The 19,050-nt window shown below is 44.8% G+C and carries 20 protein-coding genes; 3 read left to right on the top strand and 17 right to left on the bottom strand.

Annotation, left to right across the window (positions count from 1 at the left end):
• Window positions 1-19: 19 nt before the first annotated feature.
• The gene (locus EGM51_09880; protein QBG47687.1) at window positions 20-193 is read right to left on the bottom strand and encodes a PEP-CTERM sorting domain-containing protein; all 174 of its coding nucleotides are present in this window, start codon (window positions 191-193) and stop codon (window positions 20-22) included.
• A gap of 166 nt (window positions 194-359) precedes the next feature.
• Between EGM51_09880 and EGM51_09875 the strand changes: the two genes are divergently transcribed.
• Entirely contained in the window at window positions 360-1,604 is a 1,245-nt protein-coding gene (locus tag EGM51_09875; protein ID QBG47686.1) for an IS4 family transposase, read from the top strand.
• A 95-nt stretch (window positions 1,605-1,699) separates the two neighbouring features.
• Here the strand turns inward: EGM51_09875 and EGM51_09870 are convergent, their stop codons facing one another.
• The 13 genes from EGM51_09870 to EGM51_09810 form a co-directional block, all read right to left on the bottom strand.
• Entirely contained in the window at window positions 1,700-2,098 is a 399-nt protein-coding gene (locus tag EGM51_09870) for a hypothetical protein (GenBank protein ID QBG47685.1), read from the bottom strand.
• Window positions 2,099-2,165: 67 nt separating this feature from the next.
• The gene (locus EGM51_09865) at window positions 2,166-2,756 is read right to left on the bottom strand and encodes a PEP-CTERM sorting domain-containing protein (GenBank protein QBG47684.1); all 591 of its coding nucleotides are present in this window, start codon (window positions 2,754-2,756) and stop codon (window positions 2,166-2,168) included.
• Between the two features lie 348 nt (window positions 2,757-3,104).
• A complete protein-coding gene (locus EGM51_09860; GenBank protein ID QBG47683.1) occupies window positions 3,105-3,608 on the bottom strand; it encodes a hypothetical protein in 504 nt (167 codons plus the stop codon).
• Between the two features lie 412 nt (window positions 3,609-4,020).
• On the bottom strand, window positions 4,021-4,296 hold the full coding sequence (locus EGM51_09855) for a hypothetical protein (GenBank protein ID QBG47682.1): 276 nt from the start codon (window positions 4,294-4,296) through the stop codon (window positions 4,021-4,023).
• Between the two features lie 2,767 nt (window positions 4,297-7,063).
• Window positions 7,064-8,281 carry a hypothetical protein gene (locus EGM51_09850; protein ID QBG47681.1) on the bottom strand — a complete coding sequence of 406 codons (1,218 nt, stop codon included), beginning with the start codon at window positions 8,279-8,281 and terminating at the stop codon, window positions 7,064-7,066.
• 58 nt (window positions 8,282-8,339) lie between these two features.
• Complete coding sequence (locus tag EGM51_09845) at window positions 8,340-8,777, bottom strand: hypothetical protein (GenBank protein QBG47680.1); 438 nt, start codon at window positions 8,775-8,777, stop codon at window positions 8,340-8,342.
• The gene (locus EGM51_09840; GenBank protein ID QBG49290.1) at window positions 8,771-10,027 is read right to left on the bottom strand and encodes an ISL3 family transposase; all 1,257 of its coding nucleotides are present in this window, start codon (window positions 10,025-10,027) and stop codon (window positions 8,771-8,773) included. Before EGM51_09840 ends, EGM51_09845 begins: the two co-directional genes overlap by 7 nt.
• Before the next feature lie 695 nt (window positions 10,028-10,722).
• Window positions 10,723-10,905: a hypothetical protein gene (locus EGM51_09835; GenBank protein QBG47679.1), complete on the bottom strand. Its 183-nt coding sequence runs from the start codon at window positions 10,903-10,905 to the stop codon at window positions 10,723-10,725.
• Window positions 10,898-11,473, bottom strand: a complete 576-nt coding sequence (locus tag EGM51_09830; protein QBG47678.1) for a hypothetical protein — start codon at window positions 11,471-11,473, stop codon at window positions 10,898-10,900. The genes EGM51_09835 and EGM51_09830 overlap by 8 nt, the downstream gene beginning before the upstream one ends.
• 113 nt (window positions 11,474-11,586) lie before the next feature.
• Window positions 11,587-11,835, bottom strand: coding sequence for a hypothetical protein (locus EGM51_09825; GenBank protein QBG47677.1), 249 nt, complete (start codon window positions 11,833-11,835; stop codon window positions 11,587-11,589).
• 403 nt (window positions 11,836-12,238) lie between these two features.
• Window positions 12,239-12,562 (bottom strand): hypothetical protein, encoded by a 324-nt coding sequence (locus EGM51_09820; protein ID QBG47676.1) that lies wholly within the window; start codon window positions 12,560-12,562, stop codon window positions 12,239-12,241.
• 316 nt (window positions 12,563-12,878) lie between these two features.
• The gene (locus EGM51_09815) at window positions 12,879-14,135 is read right to left on the bottom strand and encodes an ISL3 family transposase (GenBank protein QBG49289.1); all 1,257 of its coding nucleotides are present in this window, start codon (window positions 14,133-14,135) and stop codon (window positions 12,879-12,881) included.
• Between the two features lie 128 nt (window positions 14,136-14,263).
• Window positions 14,264-14,947, bottom strand: a complete 684-nt coding sequence (locus EGM51_09810; protein QBG47675.1) for a PEP-CTERM sorting domain-containing protein — start codon at window positions 14,945-14,947, stop codon at window positions 14,264-14,266.
• A gap of 614 nt (window positions 14,948-15,561) precedes the next feature.
• Here EGM51_09810 and EGM51_09805 point away from each other — a divergent pair.
• Both EGM51_09805 and EGM51_09800 read left to right on the top strand, forming a co-directional pair.
• Window positions 15,562-15,879: a hypothetical protein gene (locus tag EGM51_09805; GenBank protein ID QBG47674.1), complete on the top strand. Its 318-nt coding sequence runs from the start codon at window positions 15,562-15,564 to the stop codon at window positions 15,877-15,879.
• A 60-nt stretch (window positions 15,880-15,939) separates the two neighbouring features.
• On the top strand, window positions 15,940-16,215 hold the full coding sequence (locus EGM51_09800; GenBank protein ID QBG47673.1) for a hypothetical protein: 276 nt from the start codon (window positions 15,940-15,942) through the stop codon (window positions 16,213-16,215).
• Between the two features lie 546 nt (window positions 16,216-16,761).
• On the opposite strand, the gene EGM51_09795 is transcribed toward EGM51_09800, so the two are convergent.
• From EGM51_09795 to EGM51_09785, 3 genes are all read right to left on the bottom strand, one after another.
• Complete coding sequence (locus tag EGM51_09795; protein ID QBG47672.1) at window positions 16,762-17,355, bottom strand: hypothetical protein; 594 nt, start codon at window positions 17,353-17,355, stop codon at window positions 16,762-16,764.
• A gap of 395 nt (window positions 17,356-17,750) precedes the next feature.
• Window positions 17,751-18,362, bottom strand: coding sequence for a PEP-CTERM sorting domain-containing protein (locus EGM51_09790; protein ID QBG47671.1), 612 nt, complete (start codon window positions 18,360-18,362; stop codon window positions 17,751-17,753).
• 15 nt (window positions 18,363-18,377) lie between these two features.
• On the bottom strand, window positions 18,378-19,010 hold the full coding sequence (locus EGM51_09785) for a PEP-CTERM sorting domain-containing protein (GenBank protein ID QBG47670.1): 633 nt from the start codon (window positions 19,008-19,010) through the stop codon (window positions 18,378-18,380).
• Window positions 19,011-19,050: the final 40 nt, after the last annotated feature.

The raw sequence follows: 19,050 nt of genomic DNA, 5'->3' as shown, positions 1-19,050 counted from the left end.
GTTTCGGTGAACATAAACTTTACTTAATCAACAGGCGTCGGCCACCGTAAACTCGAACCACTGGTTGGAAATTTTTTTTTGCTAGAAAAAGAACACCCACGCCTGCAATTAATAAAACCACTGACGATGGTTCTGGTATTGATGCTACATACTCTTTTTGATTGGCGATAGTATAAATCTCAAATGACGGCATATGTACATTTCCGGCAGTGGACTCAAACTCAATGCGCCCATTAAAATCCGTCCAATAAGGCGATGAAATAAAATTTGTTCCAACCTTAATTCCAACATTATTGTCATCCCATAGCTCTAAAACGAAAAGGCTGGCTTGTGAGCTCTAAATCCTCCACTCGGAGGGTATGAAAAAACAGAGACAAAAACACAAACCAGCCGGACATAGGTATACAACCTTGAAACAACTGTGCAACATGATTCCGGGACACATGGTCTCGAAGCTCGCGAAAGAGCATGGCGTGGACGCCCAAAGCAGGACGTTTACGCCGTGGAGCCACGTGGTCTCGGTGATGTACGCGCACCTCTCGCATGCATTCGGGCTTAATGACGTCTGCGACTCGCTCCAAATGAACTCCTCGGCGCTCGCCACGGTTCGTTCGGCGGTGCCGCCGTCGCGCAACGGCCTGAGCCACGCGAACACGAACCGGAATGCGGACATGGCCGAGGCGCTTTACTGGGGCATGATGAAGCACCTGACGCACACGGTGCCCGGCTTCGCGAAGCGCAAGGTGCGCAGCGGATACCTCCGCCGCTTCAACAAGACGATCCACGCGCTCGACTCGACCACGATCCAATTGGTGGCCAACTGCATCGACTGGGCGAAACACCGCCGCCGCAAGGCCGCGGCCAAGTGCCACTTGCGCCTGAACCTGCAAAGCTTCCTTCCGCAATGCGCCATCATCGATACGGCGAAGCACCATGACAGCACGAAGGCGCAGGAGCTGTGCGCCGGGCTCGAACCCGGCGAAATTGCCGTGTTCGACAAGGCCTACACCAAGTTCAGGCATCTCCATGAGCTGACGGAGCGCGGCATCTGGTGGGTTGGCCGCGCGAAGGACAATATGCAATACAATGTGGTTCGCACGCTCGAAACCACCGAACACAAACGCATCCTTTGTGACGAGGTGATCGAGATGGCGCTCGACAAATCGAAAGAGGCGTACCCCCGCGAGTTGCGTCGCGTCGCGGCCCTCGTTGAAATCAACGGTCAGGATGTCGAGATGGTCTTCATGACCAACAATCTGGAGTGGAGCGCGTGGACGGTCGCCGAACTCTACCGCTGCCGCTGGGACATCGAGGTGTTCTTCAAGGAAATCAAGCAGACGCTCCAGCTCAGCGACTTCCTTGGCCATAGCGCCAACGCCGTGCGCTGGCAGGTGTGGATGGGATTGCTTGTCCATTTGCTTATGCGCAGCCTCGCGTGCATGCACGAATGGGAACACAGCTTCAAGCGGCTGTTCACTGTAGTGCGGGCGTCGCTGTGGCGGCGATGGGATCTCGATGCGCTGCTCAAATCCTATGGGACAGCCAAACCGCCCGGACGCATGTGCGCCGCCCCGGAACAGGCGTTTCTACCGGGGTTCGGCTGAATGCTGTGGGACAGCCAAATGCATAAAACGAGGAGCCATTGTTATCCCATAACCAGGAAATCGGAACTGACTATATGGAACAGAGATCAAAAACCTTAACAAAACCGGGCGGTTACCAGCGGTTTTCGCCCTCTATGGGATGACAGTGTTCCAACATCATTTTCAACAAACCCAATCGAGATGTTTTTGGAAGCAAACTCATCATCTGGATTTTCAAAAAAAGAAACTTCAATTTGAGAGGATTCATTAACGTGGTCAAAAGATGCACTCCAAAAAGTGAAAATTGTAGATGATTCTTGCTCTGGAGCATCTCCCTTAATTGAAAAATCTGATTGATCAAAACTCCATGAAAAAACTTCATTTTCTTGCAGAATTACACCAGGGATCGTGATCACAATTGGATCAACAGGAGGCTGAAGATGATCAATCACTGACCCAAGAGCCACCTGAGAAAAAATAACTGAGGATAATAATAATTTCTCTATAGTTTTCATCTTGATTTTCCAACGTTAAGGGTGACTTTCGGTGCGTATAAACCATAGACCGAATCAATCGGCGTTTTCACCGTAAAGTCCAACCTCTGGTTCTGCTTTTTTTTCGATAAATTATCATTGCGATATATGCGATTCCAAATAGAGAAATTGTTGATGGTTCGGGTATAACTTCACCAATTTTTATCCCATGTCCATTTGCTATGAACATGTTGTAATCTCCACTACTTGGTAAATCGAATGATGGATAGGACGATGATAATGTTCCTGTTCCTGAATTTAAAATAATCGTATCTCCTGAATAGAAATTTTGGTCTGCTGTTTCTAGTGCGAAGAAATATTGATCATCCGGCTTTATGTCGGCTCCAATAATACTGTGAGGATTTGCAACCCATCTATCTAGATCGATATTTTGACTTTGATTGCTTGTAAAATTGAGTCCTGCAAAATTGGCAAGATCGAATGAACGATCTCCTGGAAGAACATCCTGCATGACGAAAATTATTCCATTTGTGGAGGCGGTTTGGATTTGAAATGTGACATTTTCTTGGAAGGTCAAAAAAGCGTTTCCGTCAGATGGACTGCCTCCAAACTCTATGGGAATAGCGTTGGATTCAAGAGTTAGAAGAAGGGTTAGAAATAAAGCTATTGTGGATCTCATGTTTTTTATCTCAGCAGAACGTTAATGGGTGAGTTTCGGTGAACATAAACTTCACTTAATCAACAGGCGTCGGCCACCGTAAACTCGAACCACTGGTTGGAAAAGACTCTGTTTTGAGCAAGTCAGTATTTCAGGTTTTCTACGATTCATTGCAGGTTGTCCGTGCACAGCAGGAAGTCCGCTGCTGAGCAGGTTGTCCGGTGAATTGTCTGCAAATCTGATTTCATTAAATTTCATTCACCCAAGTGAGTTGTTCCAACGTTATGGATGAGCCTCGGTGCTCATAAACTTTGCCTTCATCAAAACGGGCGGGTTCACCGTAGGCTCAAGCCACTGGTTCGCCCATTTTTATTCTTCTGGTATTTCTCCAAATTCAACTAATGATTCAAACTGATTTTTACTAAGTGCTATCACTCCTTGGGCTCTTGCTTTTTCAATTTTCTTTGGACCAGCTGTGCTTCCGCAACAAAGATAATGGAGATTGGCTGTAACCGCTGTCCGAACAAAGAAGCTTGATGATTCAGCAAGTTCAATCAGCTGTTGTTTTTCATTTTTCTTAAAACCTGTGAAACAAATCTCTGGTTTGTGGTCTCGATTACTTCGGCTTTTGGAATGTGTTGCACTTTCTTCAGGCTTTGGAAATTTGGATTTATAGAACTCTAGCTTTTCTTCAACACCTGAACTGTCTTTGATCGTTTCTAAAATCCGATCTTTTCTAAATGTTCTCAGGGCACGAGCTTTGAGACACATTGCTTGGAGATAAACATCAGATTCGGAAATATCGAAAACCTCACGGAAGGTGATAATTCCTTTTGCGTCTCTATAGATGAACGACAAAATTTGATCTGACATTAATTTCTCCTTTTCTGGCGAACGTTATGGGTGAGCCGCCGGTGAACATAAACTTTACTTAATCAACAGGCGTCGGCCACCGTAGGCTCCACCCACTGGTTCGATTTTTATGTTTTTTTTAGTCCTGATCAGGATGGTTTTTGATTTCATCCGCAAAGCAATGAATCTCTGAAGTTCCACTCTGTTTTTGGTTTTGCTTTATTCTGTGCCAAATATGATTTCATTCAGATTTGGATATTTTCTTTAAACGATCTCTGTTCTTCAATTCTGTTCCGATGATTGGAAATTTCAGTAGAGCAGCATGTGTTTTTATTCATGTATCGAACGTTAATGGGTGAGCCTGAGCGCAAACGACGTTGACCGAAAATTCGGGCGTTGTCGCGATAGGCTCAAACCACTGGTTCGAATTTTTTTAAATGGGATGATTTTTACATGAATTTTCAAGAAGCTCTAAAATGTCTGCTGCAAGTTGAGGTTTACTGTCCTCTAGTGTTTCTAGTTGTTGGCGTGCTGAAAGTGATCTCAGCCGTAAATACTCGGATTCAAAATCGACGCCATCTCCAAGAATCCCGGGATTTTTTTCAATCAATCGTCCGGTCAAAAGAAGAAGTGCTGAAATCTCTGCGGACTGAAGGGCGCACAGAGCGCGGAGATGATTGATGTCTGATTCTAATTTTTCAGTAGTCATAATTTTTTATTCGAACGTTCATGGTGAGCCGTCACGGGAAACAAACGATTAACTGAACCCAGCGGCGTCGGCCCGTGTCGGCTCTACTGGCTGGTTGGAATTTTTAATGGAGAAATAAGCAATGAACGAAGAAATACAAAAACAAGCGATGGAACACCTCGCCAAGATTATTGATCAGAACGAAAGGATTCTGAGGACGAACAGCGACACCGGCATGATGGTCCCAAGGCCAAGGACAGAAAGTGGCCTAACCATCACTCTAAAAATGACGGACAGGGATTAATTCCAACGTTAATGGGTGAGTTTCGGTGAACATAAACTTTACTTAATCAGCAGGCGTCGGCCACCGTAAACTCGAACCACTGGTTGGAAAAGACTCTGTTTTGAGCAAGTCAGTATCTCAGGTTTTCTTCGAGTTCAAGCAGGTTGTCCGGGCACAGCAGGAAGTCCGCTGCTGAGCAGGTTGTCCGGTGAATTGTCTGCAAATCTGATTTTATTGAATTTTTATGCACCTAAGTGAGTTGTTCCAACGTTAATGGGTGAGTTTCGGTGAACATAAACTTTACTTAATCAATAGGCGTCGGCCACCGTAAACTCGAACCACTGGTTGGAAAAGACTCTGTTTTGAGCAAGTCAGTATTTCAGGTTTTCTACGATTCATTGCAGGTTGTCCGAGCATAGCAGGAAGTCCGTTGCAGAGCAGGTTGTCCGGTGAATTGTCTGCAAATCAGGTTTCATTAAATTCCATGCACCTAAGTGAGTTGTTCCAACGTTAATGGGTGAGTTTCGGTGAACATAAACTTTACTTAATCAGCAGGCGTCGGCCACCGTAAACTCGAACCACTGGTTGGAAAAGACTCTGTTTTGAGCAAGTCAGTATCTCAGGTTTTCTTCGAGTTCAAGCAGGTTGTCCGGGCACAGCAGGAAGTCCGCTGCTGAGCAGGTTGTCCGGTGAATTGTCTGCAAATCTGATTTTATTGAATTTTTATGCACCTAAGTGAGTTGTTCCAACGTTAATGGGTGAGTTTCGGTGAACATAAACTTCACTTAATCAACAGGCGTCGGCCACCGTAAACTCGAACCACTGGTTGGAAAAGACTCTGTTTTGAGCAAGTCAGTATTTCAGGTTTTCTACGATTCATTGCAGGTTGTCCGTGCACAGCAGGAAGTCCGTTGCAGAGCAGGTTGTCCGGTGAATTGTCTGCAAATCAGGTTTCATTAAATTCCATGCACCTAAGTGAGTTGTTCCAACGTTAATGGGTGAGTTTCGGTGAACATAAACTTTACTTAATCAACAGGCGTCGGCCACCGTAAACTCGAACCACTGGTTGGAAAAGACTCTGTTTTGAGCAAGTCAGTATCTCAGGTTTTCTACGTTTCTCTGCAGGTTGTCCGGACACAGCAGGAAGTCCGCTGCAGAGCAGGTTGTCCGGTGAATTGTCTGCAAATCAGGTTTCATTAAATTCCATGCACCTAAGTGAGTTGTTCCAACGTTAATGGGTGAGTTTCGGTGAACATAAACTTCACTTAATCAACAGGCGTCGGCCACCGTAAACTCGAACCACTGGTTGGAAAAGACTCTGTTTTGAGCAAGTCAGTATCTCAGGTTTTCTACGATTCATTGCAGGTTGTCCGGGCACAGCAGGAAGTCCGCTGCTGAGCAGGTTGTCCGGTGAATTGTCTGCAAATCTGATTTCATTAAATTTCATGCACCCAAGTGAGTTGTTCCAACGTTAATGGGTGAGTTTCGGTGAACATAAACTTCACTTAATCAACAGGCGTCGGCCACCGTAAACTCGAACCACTGGTTGGAAAAGACTCTGTTTTGAGCAAGTCAGTATCTCAGGTTTTCTACGATTCTCTGCAGGTTGTCCGTGCACAGCAGGAAGTCCGTTGCAGAGCAGGTTGTCCGGTGAATTGTCTGCAAATCTGATTTCATTAAATTCCATGCACCTAAGTGAGTTGTTCCAACGTTAATGGGTGAGTTTCGGTGAACATAAACTTTACTTAATCAACAGGCGTCGGCCACCGTAAACTCGAACCACTGGTTGGAAAAGACTCTGTTTTGAGCAAGTCAGTATTTCAGGTTTTCTACGATTCATTGCAGGTTGTCCGTGCACAGCAGGAAGTCCGGTGAAAAGCAGGTTGTCCGGTGAATTGTCTGCAAATCATATTTCATTAAATTTTTATGCACCCAAGTGAGTTGTTCCAACGTTAATGGGTGAGTTTCGGTGAACATAAACTTTACTTAATCAACAGGCGTCGGCCACCGTAAACTCGAACCACTGGTTGGAAAAGACTCTGTTTTGAGCAAGTCAGTATTTCAGGTTTTCTACGATTCATTGCAGGTTGTCCGGGCACAGCAGGAAGTCCGCTGCTGAGCAGGATGTCCGGTGAATTGTCTGCAAATCAGGTTTCATTAAATTCCATGCACCTAAGTGAGTTGTTCCAACGTTAATGGGTGAGTTTCGGTGAACATAAACTTCACTTAATCAACAGGCGTCGGCCACCGTAAACTCGAACCACTGGTTGGAAAAGACTCTGTTTTGAGCAAGTCAGTATCTCAGGTTTTCTACGATTCTCTGCAGGTTGTCCGGGCACAGCAGGAAGTCCGGTGAAAAGCAGGTTGTCCGGTGAATTGTCTGCAAATCTGATTTCATTAAATTTCATGCACCCAAGTGAGTTGTTCCAACGTTAAGCCTGACCTGCCGTGCGCAAAACGTTGACCGAATCGACGGGCGTTTTCACGGTAAGGTCAAGGCTCTGGTTAGCTTTCTTCTGTTCCTTCTTCTATCCAGTCTAAAATCGAATCAAGACGTCTTTGAATATGATCTGATTGTACCGCTCTCTTAATTGCTTTGGATTCTGCAAGGTCACGAACTTCATCTCTAACCACTGTTGCTGCCGAACTAATCAACTCTTCAACCAAAGGAGCAGCTGTGTTGCTGTAATAAACATTGCGGATATTTCCGTATGATGTTCGTCCACCACGTTCGCCAAGATATGCGAGCATAAGCCATTGTAAAATTTCTTTACGAACAGACTTAGGGCAATGGGATAAACCTCCGACTTCTTTAAATGTTCGCAACAACTCCCCGTGAGAAGAATGGGCTCCCCATCGATATCCCACTTTTTTCATTTGTTCTAAAATGCCAGCATAGAAATCTTTAAGGTGTGCCTGTTTTAAATATGGTAATGTGCCTGAAGCATATGCAACACGGATAATAGGATGAATGGAGCCTCCTCTGGTGATCTTGCCTTGCAGGTGAGATGCAAGCTCAAGCCGGGAGGAGTTTTGAGTGAGTTCAGAAAAATGACCTAAGAAGTTAAAGGCATTTTGCCGAACCAAGTCAGATTGTTTACTATCTAATGCCACTGAAGCTAAAAACTTTAGGATCTCTACCTGTCGAGGTTTGGGAGCATGTTCGTAGTCCTCAAGAAGGCTGGGGGCTGGAGTTGATGGATCTGGTTGCTCAACCAGCTCTTTTACATCTGTTACTCTGATTAGATGAATTGGGTCGTTGGATAACACAACATTGATGCATGTTTGAAAAATATAAACACAGTCTTCAACCCCAGCCTCATATTCATCATCTTCATGCTCTAAATCTCGCCTAATCTCGTAACAACGAGATAATCGACGCCAGTCGGGTCTGCTTAAAATTCCCATCCTGTAGGCAAGATCGATTAGTTTGCTGGTGGAATAATTCTCGATATCTTCGGCAGTACCAACTGGAGGTAGCTTATATTGCTTGGCGGCCTCTGTTGCGATGTCTAATCCTGCAACCACTACTTTTTCACGTAAGTCATGTACTGATGCATTAAACAACCGTTGGCATGCGCTACTTGGGTCAACGGGGATGAGACGTCGCACTCGGTTAATTAAATCTTTTGCTTGCCATGCTGGTCGAATGGCTTCCAGAAGTGTTGGGACTTCTGATGCTTTTACGAGTTCCGCTGTTGGCGAAGGAATTAATTCTGACATGATATTTTCTCTCACAAGCTAACGTTAAACGTGAGCCTCGGTGCACATAAACTCCGATCTAATCAACGGGCGTTTTCACCGTAGGCTCCATGTTCTGGTTGGCTTGTTTATTTAGTTCTAGTCGTTTCTTGTTGTAAATCTCGGCAAACTCTTGGGCTTGAATATTATATTGTTCATGTTTGCTCCCGCACAACTTGTCACTTGTTCCGATGATTCGATGTCGCTCTGTTCGGTCGGACTCTTTGAGAATTTCATCAGGAACTCCTGGGAAATATACGGTGTAGCCATCGTAACCGAGCCATTTAATTTTGTGGGCTGTTTGATGATGTTCAATTGCTAGCTCGACAGGGTTTCTTTCGAGGAAAGGATCTTTGGCAAAATCAGTTTCTGGGTAGGACGTTTCCCAGACGATGAATTTAGAGAGGGTGAAAATAACACCGATGACGAAAATGATCAGAATGATATATGGTGCTTTAATTTTCAGCCTCTTCAGCAAAATCTGTGGGTTGCTTCCGGCTCCGGGAGGTCGCCCATCGTGTGAAACAGGGCGATTTCAAGCACTTCGTAGCTTCGAAAGCCGTATGCTTTTCTCGTTACCAGATTTACTTTGCGGTTCAGGCCCTCGACGACGCCTGATGAATAGGCCTTCTTGGCTTTGAACCAGTTCAGGATCAGCGGCTGATGCCGCCGGATCGTTCCGACAAATTTTTTCATAGGATCGAGTCGCGAGCGCATGGCTCGGGTGCTCCATTTCTTGAGATACCATTCTGCCCAGTATGGGCTCGTGTAGTTCCAGAAGAGCTGGAAGCTTTCCTTGAGCAGATAGGCCCGGACGCTCTTCAGGTCGTAGGTGAGCACATCATTGAGTTTGAGTGCCTGTTTCTCGGTGAGGTTTTCCGGGTTTTTGAGCAGGCAGTATTTCGTATGTTTAAGCACCTCGTCATCGCAGCCCTCCTGCCGTAAGCGTTTGACCTCGTCGATACGAACCTGGTTCACGGCTTTGTTCAGATGCTGAATGATGTGGAAGCGGTCGAGCACATGCAATGCCTGCGGGGCCTTTTTAGCGATGACCTTGAGGTAGGCCCTCCACATGTCGGAGCAGACGAACTCCAGCCGGGCGCAGCGATCCCGGCCGAAGGCCCGGAAGATCCGCAGCAGGGTTTTGGCCGTACGGTCTTTACCGACGAACAGCAGGCGGCGCATCCCCGCATCGATCTGGTAGACCACGGTAAGGTATTGGTGTCCCTTGCCGTATTGGATTTCGTCCACGCCGATGGCCATCACGCCGTCAAGGTTGCGGTGCGCCAGCCCATAGTTGACAATGGCTTTGACCGAGCGGTAGACCGTGTCCCAGCTTGTGTGGAACGATTCGGCGGTTTCCTTCCACGAGAGTCTGCGTGCCCAGCGGGCAAGAAACAGCTGAAACGCTTTGGTTGTATGCGACTTTCCATCCGCCCACGGAACCTTTTCGACCTTCACACCGCATTCGGGGCAGTTGACTCGGCGCATTCGGTATTCAAGTTGGACGGGAATATTCCAAAGCGGAACGAATTCGAATTGCCGCACCGATTGGCGGTCGTAGCATTTCCTTGGCTTGCCGCACCCCGAGCAAAGCACCTTGCCGTTGAGTCGGGGCCTGATTTCCGCCACCAACGCCGGACCGGCATTACGCAGTTCCAGACGGCAGGCGGAGTAAACAAATGATTTGAGCGGATGAACTCTGTTGAGTAGGGTCTGGATTCGCACCGGGCATACCTCTTCTGTGTTGTGCAGTTCTGGTAGACCACACATTACAGATAAGTTGCCCGGTGCGTTAATCATTATTTTTTACCCACAGATTCAGCAGAAGACCCAATTTTCATTTTTATGTGAAGCCAACGTTAATGGGTGAGTTTCGGTGAACATAAACTTTACTTAATCAACAGGCGTCGGCCACCGTAAACTCGAACCACTGGTTGGAAAAGACTCTGTTTTGAGCAAGTCAGTATTTCAGGTTTTCTACGATTCATTGCAGGTTGTCCGTGCACAGCAGGAAGTCCGCTGCTGAGCAGGTTGTCCGGTGAATTGTCTGCAAATCAGGTTTCATTAAATTCCATGCACCTAAGTGAGTTGTTCCAACGTTAATGGGTGAGTTTCGGTGAACATAAACTTCACTTAATCAACAGGCGTCGGCCACCGTAAACTCGAACCACTGGTTGGAAAAGACTCTGTTTTGAGCAAGTCAGTATCTCAGGTTTTCTTCGAGTTCAAGCAGGCTGTCCGGGCACAGCAGGTTGTCCGCTGCTGAGCAGGTTGTCCGGTGAATTGTCTGCAAATCAGGTTTCATTAAATTCCATGCACCCAAGTGAGTTGTTCCAACGTTAAGCATGACCCGCCGTGCACATAAACTCTGACCTAATCAACGGGCGTTTTCACGGTAGGGTCAATGCTCTGGTTGGATTTTAGTCATCCTTTTTGGGAGGAGTAGGTGGCGGATCAACAGGTTTTCCACTTCCAGAAAGAAATGCTGCCGGCGGATTTCTTGGGCCATTAGATGGACTGGTCACGAGTCCTTTTCTGGAAAAATTTTCATTAGCAATTACTACTTGTTCTTCATCGGGTTTGACTCTATCTCCATCACTCATTTGTTTCTCCTTGGCTGTTAATGCAACGTATCGACAAAAGTTCTTCATTCGGAGGCAGGTAAACTATTTCTTCGTTTTCAGCCATCGAACCATCGATTATTTTTCTGCACCGAATCAAGAGGAGCTCATTATTCTCAGTATTAAACTGCTTAATGAAGCCAAGATATTCAGTGCCATCTTTTAGGCTGACTAAATGCCATTTATTTGGATCGAGGATTATTTTTCTGTTGGCAAAAAAAACTTTGTCATGTGGTGAGAGGTAGGATGAATTATCTTTGAAAATATATTTTGTCCACTCGCGATTAGTAAGTTCTCCAACGAAAAGGCCGACAAGAACTGAAATTAATAATGTCAAAAAAATCGATTGAGGGGAAAGCAGGTTCGTATTCAGTTTCAAAAATCCCGCTATCATATAAATGATCACTGAATGAACGAGAGCTTGAACTAAATAGGAATCGTATTCTTCTTTCGCAACGGCATTTTTGCAGGAAACTATTTTTAGAGAGATGAAACCGGGAAATAGAAATAAAAGTATTCGAATGGCATCTGTGGCAAAATCTGAATTCATAATTTATCTCTATTAATCCAACGTTCGGGATGACTTTCGGTGCGCATAACGCATAGACCGAATCAACCGGCGTTTTCACCGTAAAGTCCAACCCCTGGTTCGGCGATTTTTTGCTATTTCTTTTTGGAGGCTGGATGTTCCATTTTCATGTACACACCGCCAACACGGAGTTCATATAACATTTGGTTAAGTCGATTTTGCTTTGTGTCTTCTCGTTTGGCTGAATTTATCCAGAGTAAATAATCATTACGTTGGTAGGCTGGACGTGAATTGTAATCTTCGATTAAGCCTTCTTTTGTAAGTGCGTCGAGGACGAACTCAGGCATCGGTTGGATTTCTCGATTTAGCTTTGATTTCTTCATTATATTTCTGCCGAACGTTATGGGTGAGCCGCCGGTGAACATAAACTTCACTTAATCAACTGGCGTTTCCACCGTAGGCTCCACCCACTGGTTCGGTTTTTATTGTTTTTCAGTCCAGTTGAGTATTCCTTTTAATTCCATCCGCAAAGCAATGATGCTCAGAAACCTCTCTCTGTTTCGTGTGATTGAATGCGTGTATTCCTGCATTCTTTCTCTCAACTGTTGATTCTGTTTGGGATCGATTTCTGTGCCTTCAAATTCTGTTCCGATGATTGGAAATTTTCAGTTGAGCAGCATGTGTTTTTATTTCTGTACCGAACGTTACGGGTGACCTGCCGTGCCTTGTGCTTTGCCTGACTCGACGGGCGTTTTCACGGTAAGGTCAACCCGCTGGTTCGCTTTTTTATTCTGTTATGCTGTATTCTCTACTGTGATCTTCTTTGATCAAATCTGCTATTTCTTCATCATCTGCAAATTCATGAATTTTGGGAATCACGAATTTTGTATTCTTCCATCTGGATGATTTTTCAAAATCAAAAAGCAGAGTTTTGCCTGAAGTCTGGTCTGCGACAATGAATACATCTCGTCCTTCCTTTTTGAAGTCGGGGATAAGGTCATGTGATTTCAATTCGTGTTGATCCGGAATGGATTCTTTGATTGCCGGGATAAGGTCATCAATGAACTCAATGGGTATTATTGTCCACGGAGATAGAATTTGTAGTGGCATTGTCATGTTTTTTAGTAGCGAACGTTACGGATGAGCTGACACGGGAATCAAACGAATGGCACGAAGAAACCGGCGTCGTACCGTGTCAGCTCCAACCGCTGGTTCGCCCATTTTTTATTTTTATTATGGTAAGTAAAATTTGTCTGAATACCATGAAAAGAATTGTTCCGATCAGTAATGCTCCGAACCCAGATATTTCGATTTCGGTGAAATAGTTTATAGATCCAATTGTTGAGAGGGTCAGTAGAACTGAAATGAATGTAATCATTCGATTTATCCTTCTCTCTGGGTTTGGTTATCTTTCATTTTAGCCTCTTCAGCAAAATCTGTGGGTTGCTTCCGGCTCCGGGAGGTCGCCCATCGTGTGAAACAGGGCGATTTCAAGCACTTCGTAGCTTCGAAAGCCGTATGCTTTTCTCGTTACCAGATTTACTTTGCGGTTCAGGCCCTCGACGACGCCTGATGAATAGGCCTTCTTGGCTTTGAACCAGTTCAGGATCAGCGGCTGATGCCGCCGGATCGTTCCGACAAATTTTTTCATAGGATCGAGTCGCGAGCGCATGGCTCGGGTGCTCCATTTCTTGAGATACCATTCTGCCCAGTATGGGCTCGTGTAGTTCCAGAAGAGCTGGAAGCTTTCCTTGAGCAGATAGGCCCGGACGCTCTTCAGGTCGTAGGTGAGCACATCATTGAGTTTGAGTGCCTGTTTCTCGGTGAGGTTTTCCGGGTTTTTGAGCAGGCAGTATTTCGTATGTTTAAGCACCTCGTCATCGCAGCCCTCCTGCCGTAAGCGTTTGACCTCGTCGATACGAACCTGGTTCACGGCTTTGTTCAGATGCTGAATGATGTGGAAGCGGTCGAGCACATGCAATGCCTGCGGGGCCTTTTTAGCGATGACCTTGAGGTAGGCCCTCCACATGTCGGAGCAGACGAACTCCAGCCGGGCGCAGCGATCCCGGCCGAAGGCCCGGAAGATCCGCAGCAGGGTTTTGGCCGTACGGTCTTTACCGACGAACAGCAGGCGGCGCATCCCCGCATCGATCTGGTAGACCACGGTAAGGTATTGGTGTCCCTTGCCGTATTGGATTTCGTCCACGCCGATGGCCATCACGCCGTCAAGGTTGCGGTGCGCCAGCCCATAGTTGACAATGGCTTTGACCGAGCGGTAGACCGTGTCCCAGCTTGTGTGGAACGATTCGGCGGTTTCCTTCCACGAGAGTCTGCGTGCCCAGCGGGCAAGAAACAGCTGAAACGCTTTGGTTGTATGCGACTTTCCATCCGCCCACGGAACCTTTTCGACCTTCACACCGCATTCGGGGCAGTTGACTCGGCGCATTCGGTATTCAAGTTGGACGGGAATATTCCAAAGCGGAACGAATTCGAATTGCCGCACCGATTGGCGGTCGTAGCATTTCCTTGGCTTGCCGCACCCCGAGCAAAGCACCTTGCCGTTGAGTCGGGGCCTGATTTCCGCCACCAACGCCGGACCGGCATTACGCAGTTCCAGACGGCAGGCGGAGTAAACAAATGATTTGAGCGGATGAACTCTGTTGAGTAGGGTCTGGATTCGCACCGGGCATACCTCTTCTGTGTTGTGCAGTTCTGGTAGACCACACATTACAGATAAGTTGCCCGGTGCGTTAATCATTATTTTTTACCCACAGATTCAGCAGAAGACCCTCATTTTATTTCTGGCGAACGTTAATCCTGACCCGCTTGGGAATCAAACTTTGACCTAATCAACAGGCGTTGTCCAAGTAGGGTCCAGGATCTGGTTCGATTTGTTTTTCTTCGTATTGTCCAAATGATTCCAGATGCTAAACCCAACATTGATATTGTTGAAGGTTCTGGAATTGGGGATATATTTTGAACTGTCATATTAACAGAAAATTGATCTCCTGTTGAAATTGTTGATCCATCCAAACGAAATGCTGGATTATTAAAATCTGAAGCTGAAAATGATGATGGGAGCGATTCATCGCTATAAGTTGTTTGTGTGCTGTCAATCAACTCAAATCCATACCAACCCATGTTCCAATCTTCAAATTGATCATCTACTGCAAAATCAAATCCATCTCGACTTATAAGATCATTCCACACACGAATATAGATATATCCATCATATTCAATTTGCTTGCTTCCAAGGGTCAGGTTGAGTGTTGCTTCTTGGCTATAATTCCCGATTCCCACTCGAGAATCTCTATCATCAATGTCTGAATATGAAAAGGTTCCTGAAAATAGATCTCCTGAATCGATTATGCCCAATGTGTTATTTTCATTTTGATCCACTGTATCGACCACTCCGCTAAACGAGAAAGAATGGAGAGAAGCATTTGCATTCAGAATTAAGACGAATATTGAAACTATGATGGATTTAATTTTCATGATGATTTTTTATTTTATCGAACGTTAATGGGTGAGTTTCGGTGAACATAAACTTTACTTAATCAACAGGCGTCGGCCACCGTAAACTCGAACCACTGGTTGGAAAAGACTCTGTTTTGAGCAAGTCAGTATTTCAGGTTTTCTACGATTCATTGCAGGTTGTCCGTGCACAGCAGGAAGTCCGTTGCAGAGCAGGTTGTCCGGTGAATTGTCTGCAAATCAGGTTTCATTAAATTCCATGCACCCAAGTGAGTTGTTCCAACGTTCGGGATGACTTTCGGTGCGCATAACGTGTAGACCGAATCAACCGGCGTTTTCACCGTAAAGTCCAACCCCTGGTTCGACTAGTTTTTTAGATTGAAAGGACATTCACTAGATTGAGCAGAGCACGTTAACGCTTCATCACATGAGGTTTCTGAAAATCGTTTGTCTGTAACCCGCTGGGCACTGGTAGATGATCGATGTTCAATTCGGGTGGTGATGTGGTCAACATCTCTGTCAGCATACGAACAGTATTTTGATACTCGTTCTGTTTTCATCTGTTTCCCTTCGGTTAATTTTTATTGAGTCGAACGTTAAGGGTCAGGGGCGAGTGCCCCGGAAAGGAGCTACGGATGAGCAATAAAACGCGAGCGGGGCACACGTCCCTTGCAACCTCTGGTTCGAACTATGTTGTTATTGAGGACAAAAAAGCGCTAGAATTGACTGGATTCTCTGCGTGTGACTTTGGGGCTGATTATTGCGACAACTGCGGGACTGCCGCAGAGCTTTATTATCGGCGAACGAGCTATTGGACTGATGAAGGAGAATACTACTGCTTGGATTGTGTAAAAATGGAAGCGTTCGACAATCAGGAATATGAGGCTGAACTAAAGCTTCAGTATGAAAAAGAAATGAGTTCGAACGTTACGGGACAGCCGCGCCGGAAATAAACGCGGCATAAAAATCAGGCGTTGTCGGCGTAGGCTGATGCCGCTGGTTGGAGGTTTGTCATGAATTATTACACCAAGATAAAAGACAATAGCGAAATCCTGAATCTTGAGGGCGTTAAGCTGAAAGGTGAGTTCAGCACAAAATTCTCTCTATTTTTTAAAAGCACAAATCACAGCAGAAACAACCTCCTCAAAACGGGGCGAAGTGTATTGTTTTTGCAAGGCGGATTGATTGATTCCGGAAACTTGGATTGCATCCCCAAACATTGGAAAGAGTTGGGTTATGATGACTTTGTGAAACTCATCTCCTCCAACGTTATGGGTGAGTTTCGGTGAACATAAACGTTGACTGGATTAATTCCGCGTCGGCCACCGTAAACTCGAACCACTGGTTGGAAAAGATTCTGTTTTGAGCAAGTCAGTATCTCAGGTTTTCTACGATTCATTGCAGGTTGTCCGGGCACAGCAGGAAGTCCGCTGCTGAGCAGGTTGTCCGGTGAATTGTCTGCAAATCAGGTTTCATTGAATTTTTATGCACCCAAGTGAGTTGTTCCAACGTTAATGGGTGAGTTTCGGTGAACATAAACTTTACTTAATCAACAGGCGTCGGCCACCGTAAACTCGAACCACTGGTTGGAAAAGACTCTGTTTTGAGCAAGTCAGTATCTCAGGTTTTCTACGATTCATTGCAGGTTGTCCGAGTACAGCAGGAAGTCCGCTGCTGAGCAGGTTGTCCGGTGAATTGTCTGCAAATCTGATTTCATTAAATTTTTATGTACCCAAGTGAGTTGTTCCAACGTTACTCATGACCCGCTTGGGAATCAAACTTTGACCTAATCGACGGGCGTTGTCCAAGTAGGGTCCATGAGCTGGTTGGGATTTTTATTTTGAAGTGTATGGAGAAATGCTTTTTCTGAAACTCTCCCACTTCGCTTTGGTCATGTCTTGTTTTCTACTTAGTTCATAAAGGTTTTTTTCATCTTCTAGATGGGAGACGCTTCTTTTATTTCTGGGTGAGCTCCAATTATATAAATCATTGAGATCAATAATCAGGGCTAGATGACTAATGGAAGATCCATATTTATTTGGAAATAATTTTGATGATTCATCTGACAGGCCAGTTTCAATACTCACAGTACTGTTAGTTAAGTTTGATTCATGAACTTGAAATTGGATGTGTTTAAATCCGTTCCCGATGTAATATTTTTTTGGTCTGAGTAGTCCTGAGAACACTTCTTTTCCTTTTTCATCTCTCACACCAACGAAAATGTATGTACGACTGTTGAAAGGTAGAGTTTCTCGATAAACTAAGTTGAAATGTATTTTTCCTGTAGTTGAATATTTGTCTGTGTATGTGACCAATGGGAGATTTTGATATGCCTCATTAGAGTCGACTCTGAAACCTCCTGCAACACTACCGAATGCAACTAAGGATATTGCCCAAAACGATAAAGTGGTGATGATAGACTTATTCATATTTTCTACTATCCCAACGTTAAGGCTGACCTGCCGTGCGCATAAACGTTGACCGAATCAACGGGCGTTTTCACGGTAAGGTCAAGCCTCTGGTTCTGCCTATTTATTATTTTGGTTGAAGAAAGCGCATTCTTTTACGTAGTCATTGATTTCACATACAGAAATCTGATTGCATGAAGCATTGTTTTTAATTTCTGAGGTTGTTTCGTCCCCCATGTAACTCTTGATGCATTTGTACTCTACGAGAATCTCAACTGACTTATTAATTTTTGGGCAGAAAAAACTTTCTTCTCTTTCAATAGTCTCAGTCATCTATCCATCCTTTGTGTGGTTGTTTTGGGCATTATGTTTAATCATGCAGAACGTTAATGGGTGAGTTTCGGTGAACATAAACTTTACTTAATCAACAGGCGTCGGCCACCGTAAACTCGAACCACTGGTTGGAAATTTTTTTTTGCTAGAAAAAGAACACCCACGCCTGCAATTAATAAAACCACTGATGATGGTTCTGGTATTGATGCTACATACTCTTTTTGATTGGCGATAGTATAAATCTCAAATGACGGCATATGTACATTTCCGGCAGTGGACTCAAACTCAATGCGCCCATTAAAATCCGTCCAATAAGGCGATGAAATAAAATTTGTTCCAACCTTAATTCCAACATCATTTTCAACAAACCCAATCGAGATGTTTTTGGAAGCAAACTCATCATCTGGATTTTCAAAAAAAGAAACTTCAATTTGAGAGGATTCATTAACGTGGTCAAAAGATGCACTCCAAAAAGTGAAAATTGAACTAGATGATTCTTGCTCTGGAGCATCTCCCTTAATTGAAAAATCTGATTGATCAAAACTCCATGAAAAAACTTCATTTTCTTGCAGAATTACACCAGGGATCGTGATCACAATTGGATCAACAGGAGGCTGAAGATGATCAATCACTGACCCAAGAGCCACCTGAGAAAAAATAACTGAGGATAATAATAATTTCTCTATAGTTTTCATCTTGATTTTCCAACGTTAATCCTGACCCGCTTGGGAAACAGACTTCGCCATCAAAAAAGGGCGTTGTCCAAGTAGGGTCCAGGATCTGGTTGGAAATCTTTTTCTTCGCATATACATGGCTCCTCCTCCAATAATCAAAAGAGCAACAGAGCTGGGTTCTGGGATTGCTGCTGTATAAATCTGACCATCGATAATTGTTGATGCGTCAGCTTGAGTTAACTGAAATGAACCTTGTTTAACCTCAAATTTGATTGAACCTTCCATGTCATCCCAAATTTCAATTGGTTCTCCTGTATTAGGATTTTTCTGAAACAAAAAAAGCCGACCAGAAATTGCAGTCATTGAGTTTGTGACTGTGATTATTTTTGTGGGAATCAGATCCGGAGAATCTGAGTACAGCGAAATGTCGTATATGGTTTCTTGTGAGTGCTGATAAGCTCCAAATGACCATTCGACATTTATGGGAAGGTCGCTTGTTGTGTCATAGTCTCGGTTGAAGGAGAAATCAGTTGGTTTAAACGAAAACGTATAGCTTTCACCTTGATGCAGGGGAATAGGATCAATAAGAGGCGGGGTCGGGAAAGAAAGGTCGGCAATTCCAATTATTGGAAGAAATGCTGTGATGATGAGTGATATTATTATTTTCATATTTCCATTTTCCAACGTTAAACGTGAGCCTTGCTGGGCA

This window comes from Verrucomicrobia bacterium S94 (genome assembly GCA_004299845.1).
Lineage (GTDB): Bacteria > Verrucomicrobiota > Kiritimatiellia > Kiritimatiellales > Pontiellaceae > Pontiella.
The sequence above is the reverse complement of the archived record's forward strand: the minus strand, read 5'-3'. Positions and strand labels throughout refer to the sequence as shown.